This window comes from Mucilaginibacter sp., from assembly GCF_039925265.1.
Classification (GTDB): Bacteria; Bacteroidota; Bacteroidia; order Sphingobacteriales; family Sphingobacteriaceae; genus Mucilaginibacter.
On sequence record NZ_JBDSZG010000066.1, the window covers coordinates 23,394 to 36,999 of the forward strand.

Annotated in this window: 8 protein-coding genes; 4 read left to right on the forward strand and 4 right to left on the reverse strand. The window is 42.9% G+C overall.

Annotation, left to right across the window (positions count from 1 at the left end):
- The first annotated feature begins 70 nt into the window (after positions 1 to 70).
- From ABIX36_RS27160 to ABIX36_RS27170, 3 genes are read left to right on the forward strand one after another with little or no spacing between them, the layout of a single operon-like run.
- Entirely contained in the window at positions 71 to 916 is an 846-nt protein-coding gene (locus ABIX36_RS27160; RefSeq protein ID WP_348085314.1) for a universal stress protein, read from the forward strand.
- A gap of 53 nt (positions 917 to 969) precedes the next feature.
- The gene (locus ABIX36_RS27165; RefSeq protein ID WP_348085315.1) at positions 970 to 1,224 is read left to right on the forward strand and encodes a cation-transporting P-type ATPase; all 255 of its coding nucleotides are present in this window, start codon (positions 970 to 972) and stop codon (positions 1,222 to 1,224) included.
- Between the two features lie 59 nt (positions 1,225 to 1,283).
- On the forward strand, positions 1,284 to 3,665 hold the full coding sequence (locus tag ABIX36_RS27170; protein ID WP_348085336.1) for a cation-transporting P-type ATPase: 2,382 nt from the start codon (positions 1,284 to 1,286) through the stop codon (positions 3,663 to 3,665).
- On the opposite strand, the gene ABIX36_RS27175 is transcribed toward ABIX36_RS27170, so the two are convergent.
- The gene (locus ABIX36_RS27175; protein WP_348085316.1) at positions 3,662 to 4,732 is read right to left on the reverse strand and encodes an AI-2E family transporter; all 1,071 of its coding nucleotides are present in this window, start codon (positions 4,730 to 4,732) and stop codon (positions 3,662 to 3,664) included. The genes ABIX36_RS27170 and ABIX36_RS27175 overlap by 4 nt on opposite strands.
- Positions 4,733 to 5,229: 497 nt before the next feature.
- Between ABIX36_RS27175 and ABIX36_RS27180 the strand changes: the two genes are divergently transcribed.
- Positions 5,230 to 7,764 carry a cation-translocating P-type ATPase gene (locus ABIX36_RS27180; RefSeq protein WP_348085317.1) on the forward strand — a complete coding sequence of 845 codons (2,535 nt, stop codon included), beginning with the start codon at positions 5,230 to 5,232 and terminating at the stop codon, positions 7,762 to 7,764.
- A 1,328-nt stretch (positions 7,765 to 9,092) separates the two neighbouring features.
- Here the strand turns inward: ABIX36_RS27180 and ABIX36_RS27185 are convergent.
- The 3 genes from ABIX36_RS27185 to ABIX36_RS27195 are packed head-to-tail and all read right to left on the reverse strand — an operon-like array spanning position 9,093 to position 13,593.
- Positions 9,093 to 10,340, reverse strand: coding sequence for a DUF4998 domain-containing protein (locus ABIX36_RS27185; protein ID WP_348085318.1), 1,248 nt, complete (start codon positions 10,338 to 10,340; stop codon positions 9,093 to 9,095).
- A gap of 36 nt (positions 10,341 to 10,376) precedes the next feature.
- Complete coding sequence (locus ABIX36_RS27190) at positions 10,377 to 11,582, reverse strand: DUF5000 domain-containing lipoprotein (protein WP_348085319.1); 1,206 nt, start codon at positions 11,580 to 11,582, stop codon at positions 10,377 to 10,379.
- 37 nt (positions 11,583 to 11,619) lie between these two features.
- Positions 11,620 to 13,593 (reverse strand): RagB/SusD family nutrient uptake outer membrane protein, encoded by a 1,974-nt coding sequence (locus ABIX36_RS27195; protein ID WP_348085320.1) that lies wholly within the window; start codon positions 13,591 to 13,593, stop codon positions 11,620 to 11,622.
- Between the last annotated feature and the right edge of the window lie 13 nt (positions 13,594 to 13,606).

Consider the following 13,606-nt stretch of genomic DNA (forward strand, 5'->3'; position numbering starts at 1 on the left):
CCTTAAATATTAGCCCCCGCGTGTTACATTCCAAATACGAAATTTCTTAATTGTACTTAATAATCAAACTATGGAAAAGATACTTGTTACTACAGATCAGTCCGCCAATTCAAAGGCGGCCATTCGTTTTTCTATTAAACTGGCCAGGCAGCGCAAAGCGGAATTAATTATTCTGCACGTTTATCATCTTTTAAAGCCTTTTAATTGGAGCGAAAAACAATTTGAAGAGTATGGCGACACGTTCAGAAAGAAAACTGTAACAGAATTAACGTCATTTATCGGCGACATATATGATGGTATTCATGAACGCGAAATCAATCATCAATTGATAATGGTATCCAACACCGATGTGGCGGAAGGGATAATGGATTATGCAAATAAGCACAATTGTTCTTACATCTGCATCAGTACGCGCGGTGCCGGTACCATAACAAAAGTATTTGGCACACATACCGCTAAATTGATTGGCAGCTCTGCCGTACCGGTTTTATGTATACCCAGCGCTTACCACTTAAAAGAATTAAAACACATTCTTTATGCATCGGATATGACCAACTATGAAGACGAACTTAAAAAAGTAGTTGAGTTTGCAAGGCCCATACATGCGAGTGTAGAGATGATGCATATTTCTTATCCCGATGAATTCGCTTACGATAAGGAACTGACGGAAGCCACGCTGCAGAAAAAAACAGATTACAAAGTTAGCCTGCTAAACCGCAAAAGAAATACAACAAACGCTTTGCTTGAAGATATAGACGATGCTATCAAGGTAAGCAAACCTTCTCTTTTGGTGCTATTCACCCACCAGTCAAGACCGATGTTTGAAAAGTTATTTTTCCCTTCCAATGCCGAAGAATACTCCTTTTATGGAAAAATCCCTTTACTTACCTTCAGTAAAAAGGTGGAAGGCAGATAAACCCTGCCTTCCACCTTTTTCTTTGAGCGGCGATGAATAAAACCAATTTCAGCATGATAATGAAATACCCTTTGAACCAGCCTTTTTCATTACCGGTTGATGACGTAGCAAACCTATTACAAGCCAATACTATTGAGGGGATCACCCACCACGAAGCTGAAAAGCGCAGCCATACCTATGGCCCTAATAGCTATAAAACCCAAAAGCAAAAAAGCCCGTGGCTTATCCTGCTGTTTCAATTTAAAAGCCCCATTGTTTACCTTTTAATTGTTGGAGCCGCTGTTTCCCTTTATTTCAAGACATTTTAGAAACGACAGCCATTTTGGCCGTTATATTGATTAACGCCCTTATTGGCTTTTTTATGGAGATGCAAGCCCGAAGCTCCATGAATGCACTCAAAAAGATGGACATCATCCTGGCAAAGGTTATCCGGGATGGTAAAGCAAGGTCAATACCATCTGAACAATTAGCCCCGGGAGACCTCATTCCGCTGGAAGCAGGCGATATTATACCCGCTGATGGGCGTTTAATTACCGTTAACCGGTTACAATGCGATGAATCATCGCTTACAGGTGAGTCACTCCCTTCGGATAAAACTATTGATGCACTAACGGAAAACACCGTTGTAGGCGACCAGCATAACATGGTTTTTAAGGGGACTTCGGTAATTAATGGCAGCGGCAAAATGTTGGTTACCGGAATAGCCGCAAACACGCAATTAGGCACCATAACTTCCCTGGTAGAAAGCTCGGCTGATACAGCCACGCCTTTAGACAAAAAACTGAATAAGTTAAGCCGAAAACTGATATGGATAACCATTGGCATGACCGCCATATTTGCAGTAACCGGCTTTATACAGGGTAAAGCAGTATTAACTATTATAGAAACCTCCATTGCGCTGGCGGTGGCTGCAATACCAGAAGGGTTGCCCATTGTTGCTACAGTAGCCTTGTCCTACGGCATGCTGCTGATGGCCCGCCGTAACGCCATCGTGAAAAAGCTATCTGCTGTAGAAACGCTGGGAAGCACCGGGGTTATCCTCACAGATAAAACGGGAACCCTAACCGAAAACAAGATATATGCCGATACCTTCGCGTTTCGGGATGAAACCGTTAAAGTACATATTGAAAACAACCTGCTAATATTCCCTGAAGGGGAAATTAAGTTAAGCACCGAAAATTTTGATAAACTATTACTAACCGGCGTTTTATGTAACAATGCACTAATAGAGACTGAAGACGGCGATAAGCGAACAAAATTTTCAGGCGACCCGGTTGAGGTTGCGCTACTGAAAATAGCCATTGCCGAGGGCTTGGATACGGATGCTTTAAAAAAGCAATATGTACGTATCGCAGAGGTACCATTTAGTTCGGAGATGATGATGATGGGTACTTTGCACCAATCACCATCAGGAAAATTTGCAGCCGCCAAGGGCTCCGTGGAACGATTGTTGGAAAAATGCCGTCAGGTACAATCGGGTGCGGCCATTAAAACACTTGATAGCGAAACCCGTAAAGCCATCTTGCTAAAGTCAACGCAAATGGCAGCCGGCGGCCTTCGGGTGCTGGCATTTGCTTACCGGCCAGGTAAACTGATCAACGAACATAATTATATGGATGATATGATTTATGTAGGAATGGCCGGCTTTCTTGACCCTCCCCGTATAGATATTAAAGGAGCTATATTGAATTGCAGAAATGCAGGTATTAAAATAGTAATGATCACTGGCGACCACCCGCAAACAGCCCTGAATATTGCCAGAACGGTTGGTTTAATTGACGAAAGTGACAAAAATGTGATCACCGGTAAAGAGCTGCCAAAAAGTGGATCATTAACAAAAGCGTGGATAAAAAAGATATTAAATACTGCAGTTTTTGCGCGTGCCTCCCCCGGGCAAAAACTGGAAATTGCAGGCGTTTTTCAAAAAGCGGGCTTTATAGTTGCCATGACCGGCGATGGGGTAAATGACGCACCGGCATTAAAGAAAGCGGATGTTGGAATTGCCATGGGCATCAGGGGTACCCAGGTAGCTAAGGAAACTGCCAGTATTATATTGAAAGATGATTCTTTTACCTCCATTGCCGAAGCGGTGGCACACGGAAGGGAGATCTTTCAGAACATTCAAAAGTTTGTGGTTTACCTGATATCCTGCAACCTGAGCGAAATATTTATTGTAACTGTGTTAGGCATTATAACCCCCGGTGCAACTTTACTGCCGTTGCAAATCCTGTTCTTGAATATGGTGACCGACATATTCCCCGCGCTGGCATTAGGCTTGGGCACCGGTGATAAAACAGTAATGAAAGAACCGCCCCGTGACCCTAAGAAAAACATCATCACCAATAAAGGCTGGCTGGTTATTGCCTTATATTCGGCAGCCATCACCTCGGCGGTGGTTATTGCAGTGGTTTATTGTAAAGATGTGCTTCATGCTGATGACAAAGTGTGTAATAACGTGGCGTTTATAACGCTCACGTTTGCACAGTTATTTCATGTGTTCAATATGTCCTCAGATGATTCCGGGTTCTTGAAAAACGAGATCACCAGGAATAAATTCGTATGGATCGCGCTATTTATTTGCAGCGCCCTCGCCTTCATGGTTTTCGCTATCCCGGGCATGAGGTTGGTGTTAGATCTATCGGTACTTCCCTTTAAATTATGGGCAATTACAATAGCAATTAGCTTGCTGCCGTTGGTTGTTATACAGTCTTACAAAGCCGTCCGGAAAATGAATAAACAAAAGGATTAAGCTTGCATCTGACTTTTTAGCGGCCGCTCATCACCCAGCAATACACCCCATTGCTTATACTTATCGCTTCGCTCAAATACAATCTTTAAAATAGATAGTACAGGCATGGCCAAAAACATGCCCGACAGGCCAGCCATTACGCCACCGATGATAATGCCAACAATGGAAACAAGCGGGTTGATCTTCACCTGCGAACCCACTACACGCGGCATTAAAATATTATTGTCCAGTAACTGTACCGCCGTAATTGCTCCCAGTACTACCAGTACATCTGTAATACTATCCGATGAAGCAAGCGTTAGTAATACCCCTAAAATATTGCCTATTAAAGCGCCCAGGTATGGGATGAGGTTCAGAAAGGCGAAAATGATACCAATCAGCAACGCATTTTGGATGCCAAAAAGCCATAATGAGCCGCCTAACAGGATAATTATATAGCTGATCTGTATCAAAAGCCCGATAAGGTAGCTTTTAACCATTTTTTCAGTCTGCCTTACGGCCTCCTCAACATTTTGAAATTCCTCTTTTTTAAACCACATCAGCAGAAATTTTAAAAAAAGATTTCTATACAAAATGATGAGGTAGATATAGATAGGAAGCAAGCCCATAAATATCACCACGCCCGATAACGAGCCTGCCGCGCCGCTTAAAATACCACCAAGGGAAGTAAACATTTTTTTGCTTTGCTCATTAATAAATGTCACCTGGTCTGCCGGGGAGTACCCATACGACTTGCTGATCCAGATACTTAAGTTGTCCAAATGCTTGGCCACGGTGTGCTGTATCTTCGGAAAATCATTTAATAGAGCACCAATCTGGCTGGAGAACAGCCAAATAATAAGCGCTAAAGCAATTGTTAATAATAATATCGGTAAAAAAACGGCAATAGCTTCCGGCACTTTTAGTCTCCTAAAAAACCGGAATACCGGTAAAAGCATCAGGCTGAAAAAAAATGCCATTAACAGGGGCATGATGATCGTATTTCCGGCGACTACAATTGTTCCCAAAACAAACAGGCCAATTAGTTCTACGGCCCGTTTCACGGTCAAGGGCATTTCTTTTATCATGGTTTGAATTTTTAAGCGTTTTTGCAGTGCGCGCCTGCATAAGCTATGCCGACACCGATTACAGGTATAATTAAAACGTTATAAGCCGCAATCAGCGTCATATTGCTTTTTCCAAATCCCGTGAACATAACAAGTGCACCCATTATGGTGCCGATTATAGGCCTTTATGTAAGGAGCGCGCGGATGTACGCCTGGTTTTATTTTTTGTCAAAAATCAGTAACTAATCAGGCATTTTAAGTATTCGAAATCAAGCCAATTGGTGATGCTCATCACGTATTTTATTTGAATAAAGAGGCATATTTACACTCGAAAAAAAACCTATAAAAACAATACTTTTCGGGAATGACTTTTCGGAAAATGCTAATCGTACAGTAAAACTGCCTTAACATTGCCTGTTGCTGCTTTACATGATTGGCATACACTTATAATGGTCAATCTATTTAAATTGGCTGTTATTATTCCGTAACGGCAACATCCATATTAACCCATAAAATAAATGGCGATAAATAATTTTGGCGTAAAAGGACTGCGCGACGATGAGGTGATTACATCAAGGGCAAAACATGGGGCAAACAGACTGTCGTTTAAAAAAGAAAATGGTTTTGTTGATGCCCTGAAAGGCCTGGCAAAGGAACCGATGGTTATTTTACTACTGGTTACCTCTTGTATTTACTTTATCAGCGGTAAACCCGGCGACGGCATTTTTCTGGCTTCGGCAATTGTTTTGGTTGCAGGTATCTCGTTATACCAGGATTCACGCAGCCGCAACGCGCTCGAAAAACTAAAAGATTTTTCGCAGCCAAAATGTAAAGTGATCAGGAACGGCGAAGTTTTAGAAATAAAGAGCGAGGACGTGGTAGTTGGCGACAGCCTGATGGTAGAGGAAGGAACTGCTATAACCGCAGATGGCGTTATTGTACATTCCAATGATTTTTCGGTAAACGAAAGTATCCTTACCGGCGAATCTTTAGCCGTATATAAAGATAGTTCATCCGCAGACAATTTAATTTTCCACGGAACTATGGTAGCAAGCGGACTGGCTATCGTAACCATAACCGCTATAGGTAACCAAACCAGGCTGGGAGAAATTGGTAAAACACTGGAATCTATACAGGAAGAAAAGACCCCGCTGGAGTTGCAGATCAATAATTTTGTAAGAAAAATGGTGATCGCGGGGCTTATCGTTTTCGTGATTGTGTGGGGTATCAATTACTTTCATTCCGGGCGTGTTTTAGATAGCCTGATCAAAGCCCTCACACTGGCCATGAGCATTTTACCTGAGGAGATCCCGGTTGCCTTTACCACCTTTATGGCACTTGGTGCGTGGCGGCTCATGAAAATGGGGATAGTTGTTAAACAAATGAAAACTGTTGAAACCCTAGGCAGTGCATCGGTGATATGCACCGATAAAACCGGCACACTGACCGAAAATAAGATGAGCTTGGCAAAAGTATACACACTGTCGGATAATTGTATCGTTGATGCCCCGGGAAAAATCTCCAATGCGACTGTGCAGCAACTGGTAACATTGGCCATGTGGGCGAGCGAACCGATCCCTTTCGATCCGATGGAAATTGCCTTGCACGATGCTTATTCAAAAACCGGCCTTGCAGATGAACGCCCCCATTATAACATGATACACGAGTATCCACTGGGAGGCAAACCACCCATGATGACCCACCTGTTTGAAAATGCAGGGGGCGAACGCATTATAGCCGCTAAAGGAGCACCCGAAGCACTCATGAACGTTAGCCATTTAAACAGCAGTGACAAACGGCAGATTGCCGGGGCAATTGAGGTACTCGCTGCCGACGGCTACCGCGTACTGGGCGTTGGCGAAGCAAATTTTGCAGGTAATAATTTCCCGGCCACACAGCAGGAATTTGATTTTGTATTTAAAGGTTTGGTTGCCTTTTACGATCCGCCGAAGAAAAACATCAGTGAAGTATTGCAGGCTTTTTATAACGCGGGTATTGCAGTTAAAATCATTACAGGCGATAATGCCGAAACCACCGGCGCTATAGCCCGCCAAATAGGTTTCCACGGTTTTGATGAACGCGTTAGCGGCGATACACTGATGGAGTTGCCCGACAAAGAACTTGGGGAGAAAGTGGAAACGGTAAACATTTTCACCCGCATGTTCCCTGATGCCAAGCTAAAGATCATTAATGCACTAAAAGCCAAAAACGAAATAGTGGCGATGACCGGCGACGGGGTAAACGACGGCCCTGCCTTAAAGGCTGCACATATCGGTATTGCTATGGGTAAAAAAGGCACCGAAATTGCCAAGCAGGCAGCATCGTTGATATTGTTGGAAGACGACCTCTCCAAAATGGTGGAAGCAGTAGCGATGGGCAGGCGTATATATGCTAACCTTAAAAAGGCGATACAATACATTATATCCATCCATATCCCCATTGTATTAACGGTATTTCTTCCGCTGGCTTTGGGTTGGATATACCCTAATATATTTTCACCCGTGCATATCATCTTCCTGGAACTTATCATGGGCCCAACTTGTTCCATAATTTATGAGAACGAGCCCATGGAAAAAAACACCATGCTACAAAAACCCCGCCCTTTCAGTACAACATTTTTTAACGCGAAAGAATTAACGACCAGTATTATACAGGGCATGGCAATCACTTTAGGTACGCTGGGCACTTACCGATACGCCGTACGCAGTGGAGCCGATGAACAACTTACCCGTACCATGGTATTTACTTGCCTCATTACCGCTAATATTCTACTTACATTGGTTAATCGTTCGTTTTTTTACTCGTTGTTTACCACCGTTAGGTATAAAAACAACTTGGTATTGCTAATCATTGCAACTACCCTGCTTATTTCGGCCTCACTCAACTACTTTAGCCCGTTCACAAACTTCTTTGGTTTCGAACCGCTAACCTTGCCTCAACTGGCAACAAGCATAGCTATTGGGTTTATATCGGTAATATGGTTTGAACTGTATAAATGGCGGATGCGGAAAATATCCGGGATGGCTTCGAATCAAACTACTCTTCCGCAATAAGAACTAAAGCCCCCCTTATCCCTGCCGATGAATTAAATATTATTTACTTCCCCTTAAAATACAATGATGCGTTTGCTATTTGAAATTGTTATTGGCTTAATTGCGCTGATTATCATCGCGATGGCTACCGGACGCGTGATGATTGCCAGGCAATTCGGCAAACAACCATTTCTCTATAGTTCAATATAATACCGTGCCTATAAAGGCGAATTGCTTGTTTTATTCCATAGTTTTTGCGACATTTATATTATAAGCATAAGCGCTAATTGAAACAATTTTAAGGTGACCTATTCGGTGACCCAGTAAAATTTAAGATATATAAAGCGTTGATTAATAGCGAACAATCAACAACCGTTGTTCCCTAGCTATCCTTTGAAATATAGGGGTTCACCCCAAGTGTTAAACGAATGGCACACTCACCTACCTCTTTTGACTAATTAAAAAAGGGTGCTTACCTGAAAAGATCGTCAATCAAAAATCATAAATAACTGTAAATAAATAATTTACGGAGTATTAAATTGTAATTAACTGTAAATGAAGGTATGTTCGACAGTCGAACATTTTTACTGGGAATTATTTCGTTCAATTAATATTTATTAATCATTTTATCGCTAACAAGACCTTAGTTAAAACAATAGAAGTGAATATATAGAAGTAACATAACTGCCTTATTTACAATTAACTAACTAAAAATAAAAGGGGAATAAATTGTTCGACAGTACCCCGTCCGGCTCCACGAAATTCAATGCTAAAAAACAAAAGCCTGCAAATCAAAAGTTTGCAGGCTTTTGTTTTTTTAGCCAAGTGACTATTTTATTCACCATTTCGCAATAAAAAGGAGCGTAATTCGGTGAGTAAGTTCTAAAAATTCCTTACTCACAAAAACGACACAACAATTTGATAATCAATCAGTTAAAACTTTAAACATTTTGTACAGGTGTGATTGCAAGCTTAATTTTGTTTCACTTTTTCATGCTTAAAATTTTATGAAAATTAACTTCAGCTTGCTTTTTTATTTAAAAAAGCCAAAAAACTATTAGGCCGGCCTCGTCATATCTATACAACAGCGCGGCCCCTGAACTCGTTATCGTATTTACCCTGATGGGTGCAACAAAAAAGCCCCGGGGGTTTTACCCCCGGAGCTTACCAACTATATAAACCTCTACTACTTACCAAGCTTCTTTATTGCCGGGCATCCCACCCGGCCGCATAGTATTTATCATCATAGCACCGCTGACACACAGCATCTCATTTCCGTTATCTTCAAAAAGGCGTTAGTGACGCCAAAGAGCCAAAATGCCTATATATGCCCTGGGTTATAACAATTGTTAATTCCTGAACAACTTGATGTTTAACACCTGGAAATAACTTCCCGGGTTACCGCTACCCACAACATTCCCTAAAAACCCTATCGACACCACCTGCGGCGAGGTTAGTACAAACTCAAAGGTTTTGGTTTCTTTGGCACTCGGAGATGTTTTACCTATACCTGCACCGTTATACATACTTGCATAGCCCAGTGAAGATGTAAGGTTAGCAAGCACCGGTAAACCGGTACCACCTGCTGCTGCAACACAATATACCGTTGAATTAGCCTGCACCTCGGAATAATAACTAAACGAAACCTGGTATGTGCCTGCCGGTAAGGCCGCAGATGTTGGCTGATAAACTATACCGTTTACCACAGGTGTATTACCCCATGTTTCCCAGTTGATAACGCCGCCTTCATCAGATGCGTAACCTCCGTTGGTGCCGCCGTCTTTATTTTTAGCCGCATCGTTGGTTATCCATGGTGCAGCAAGTACGCCCCATCGCCCACCCGGGGTTGCCCTTGTAAAAGGCCCGGTGTTTGATAAATATATGCTGGTTACTTCGGCTTTTACGCTGTGATCCTGAAAATCGGTATAAAAAGTATCAATTGCCGTTTTATTTGGTTTAAAAGCGCTGCGGTAACTGATAGACGCGCCTGCCTTATATTTTGGCAGTGATGTACTTTGGCCGGTAACCTGCGAGATAATCAGCGTATCGTGCAGTTTATTGTTGACGTCGGTGTATCTGATTTGCATGGAAAGCAATCCGTCATCCGCGTTTACATCTGCCCAGTTGATCAATGCCGAACCATCTGCCTGGAGTTCTGCCTTGGCTATCCCCCTGTTAGCTAAAGAGGCCTGATACTGTTCGCCGTATACATTGCCGGCCAAAGTTACCGGGATAGATATATGCCCTTCGTTGTCATAAGTACGTATCTCAAAGGTCATAACACCTTCGGGCAGGCCGGGGATAAGCAATTTTGCTGTATCCACACCATTTGTACGGGTCACCGCTGTTTCTATCGAATCCTGCTTGCTGTTCCAATACACTTTGTATTTTACAATTTTGGGATCTGATGTAAACAGGCCCGTTAACAGCACCCTGTTCCTGCCGGAGAATATCTGTACCGAATCCAGCTTACCCGGGTATGAAATTGCCCCGTTTGGTTCGTACTTCTTTTTGTAATCATCCATTTTAGTGCAGGCGCTAAACGCAAATACAATTAGCACTAAAAGGCAGTATGATATTTTTTTATATTGTTTCATAATTGAAATTGGATTAAAAATGCCTCGACACACTATTTACTTACCGAATAACGTAAACTCGGCGATACTCATAAAGTACGAACCTGTCCAGTTACGTAAATTTCTGATCCTTACATACCTGTACGCTGAAAGCCCGGCCGGGAAATCAAAGCCCCATCCTTCGTGCCCATAGTTGTAATCGGCAGTTGTTTCGGTACCGGAAGCGGCGCCCGATGGTTTTACCACATTACAGGTAACCAATTTTGTCCACGATGCATCCAAATTGCCATTAGGATTTGGCGAATTTGAGCCCCATATTTCAAAATCGCGTGGGTTTCCCCTTACATAAAACACATTACCGAGTTCCTGGTATGGGTAAAGTATAAGGCGGCTAAATACACGTTGTTTGCTAAGGTCTATCGTTACCATTTGCGGGCTGCCTGCACTTTCTACGGTGAAAAGGCAGTTTGGCCAGTAAGGGTTAGCGTCATTATTAAATAACTTGGTTACATCTGTATACGAATACAGGTTTGTAGCATCTTGTGGCAGTGTATAAACCGACCAATCAAGCTTTGAAAATTGCTCCTCAAAAAACGGTGTCAGATTTAAAAACAAGGTATCAGATTTGTTCAGGAACCTATCGCGAACGAAAAAAGCATATTTCCTGTTTATCGGAGGCTGTCCTCTTACCGATGCTTTAATTGCAACGCTGTTGCTGTAAACATTGTCCATCCCCTTTGTTTGTACAAACTGCCCGTTGTTGGCCGTATCAACCAAGGGTACTATGGCCAGGTTATCTTTAGTAAGGTTATCAGCGGCAATGTTAAACCCGCCAAAAGTGGCTGTTACCTTAAGCGAATTAAATGCCAGTATATATGGCGGCGTTAACGGTTTTACGGTAACACTAACCGGTGCCGAGGCTGTTTCGCTGGAGTTAACCGCGTATAGTTTTACAACGTGTTCATTTGTATCGCCAAAACCGTCAACCGTTAAAGTATTGGAATAGCGCGATGCAATCACCTCGCGCGATTTGCCGGGTGATGTTTCGTAAACCGCCCTCACATAAAACAAGTCGCCATCGCTAGGTAGCGCATAGGTTAAAACAGACTGTCCATTTTTATTCTCTACCTGCACGTTGCTAACCACACCCGGGGCGTTAGTATTATTTGTGAGAGGCTTGTTAAGTGTTTCCTGCTTGCAACCCGACGCTATTACTGCTAATAGCCACATACAAAAAGCAGTTTGTAATTTTATTGATCTCATGTTAATGTTTTTAATGTTAAACATTTTATTAAATACTTTACCAGTTAGGGTTTTGCACCAAATTTTGGTTGATAAGCAAATCGCTTTCCTGAATTGGCCACAAGTAATCGCGTGGGATAACAAAGTGCCTCGAATAGATGGAACGCTCTCTGTAATACAACTCCGGTGAATTTTCACTTATAGACCAGCCTGTTACATTGCTATTAAGCTCAACACCAGCCGTTTTCCAGCGTAGCAGATCCCAAAAACGTTGCCCTTCAAAGCAAAGCTCCACGGCGCGCTCACGTTGAATAATAGAGCGTAAACCGTCTTTAGTGGTATATTTTGTTGGGTTGATACTAAAGTTTGTCCATGAATCCTGAACTGTAGGTAAACCAGCTCTTTCCCTTACACGGTTGATGTAGGTATACGCCTCTGCTCCCGGGCCTTTAGCCTCGTTTAACGCCTCGGCATAAAGTAAATAAAGGTCAGATAGACGCATCTCCGGCCAAGGGTAATTCAAATAGGTAACAGTTGCCCATTCGTAATGCCAGTTAAGCGCTTTTTTCATATAAAAACCTGCGATAGGTATTGGCGACGACTGGCCAATTTCGGCACCGCGCGATTTCAGCCACCAGGTATCCACATCGGTTTTTGTAGGGCTGTTGGCCATATACCAAATACCACGATCGAAACCAAGGTCGGCATAGTAACGCGGCTCCCTGTCAAAATTAAGCCTCGCAGTAGTTTCGCCTTCTTTAATATTAAAACGCTCGGCGTGAGTACCAACACGTAATTTGGATATATTGCTAAAATCAAGGGTTTTATCTTCGTTAATAGGCACGCCGTTTTTGGTGTAGAACATTTTTGCCATTTTGATGGTTGGGCCAAGCAACGGGCGGTTGGCCGATTTAGCGGCGTCAGCATTGTTAAAATCATACTGGCCGGCACACATCGACTGGAAGAATGAGCTAAAACCAATGTTGTTCACTGTTAACCCCCAAATCAGCTCATCATTCCATTTTTCGCTCATGGCATTCCTGATGCTCATTTGCGTCATGGTAGTATCACTCAGCTTAACTGTTTGCGTCGGGAATTTGTACAAGTGAATGCTCTGTGCTTCGCATGCATCAATAGCCGCTTTACAGGCATCGGCAGCCAGCTGCCATTTCTCGGCACTGTAAGTTGAGTTAAACAGCGCTTCGCCGTCTTTATTCTTAAATGAATTATAATCGGGGTTGCCGTTAAACAGCGGGCTTGCAGCAGTTACCAGTAGCCTTGCTTTCATACTTAAAGCAATTGGCTTGGTTAAGCGGCCTAAATCACTGCCTTCGTTTTGAATAGTTGCCGGTAATTTTGCAGCTGCCAGGTCATACAAGCCGGCAATGTAAGTCACTACCTCATCAACAGGGCGGCGTTTTACCCTTACATCATCAATAGAGGCATCTATAGCCAGGTTTTTATCAATGATGGGGATAGGCCCATATGCACGGAATAGCTGGAAATGATAAAAGGCCTTTAAAAACTGTGCCTCGGCTATCCATCGCTCGCGGGTATCTATATCCAGATCGCGCACCTTGGTGAGGTCGCTTACGTTTTCCAGGAAAACGTTACAATCGCGTATGGCCCGGTAGTTTCCTGCTGCATCCCTGGTTCCGTTCATGTAATTGGCAATAGGGTCTGATGAATTTTGGAATCCCCTTGGTAATTGCAGCACGTTGGTAGACCGTATGTGATTCGCCGGGTCTTCCACCCAAACTTCATCACCCGCAGTAAGGCCAACGTTATAAGTTGGGTCTGCCCCGGTTGGCAAGTACGAGTAGCAGGTAAACAAGTATTTTTCGGCCTCCGCTTTAGAAACAAAGGCGTTGGCTATAGTTGATACGTTATCAGGCACTACATCCAGGAAGGGCTTCTTGCACGATGATATTGGCAACACCACTATTAAAGCACCCATTAGCAAGGTGGCATAGCCTCTTGACGCGTGGCTTAATACAGTGTGCTTAATTTTTTGTATATAATTACTTTTCATATAGTTAAATTGA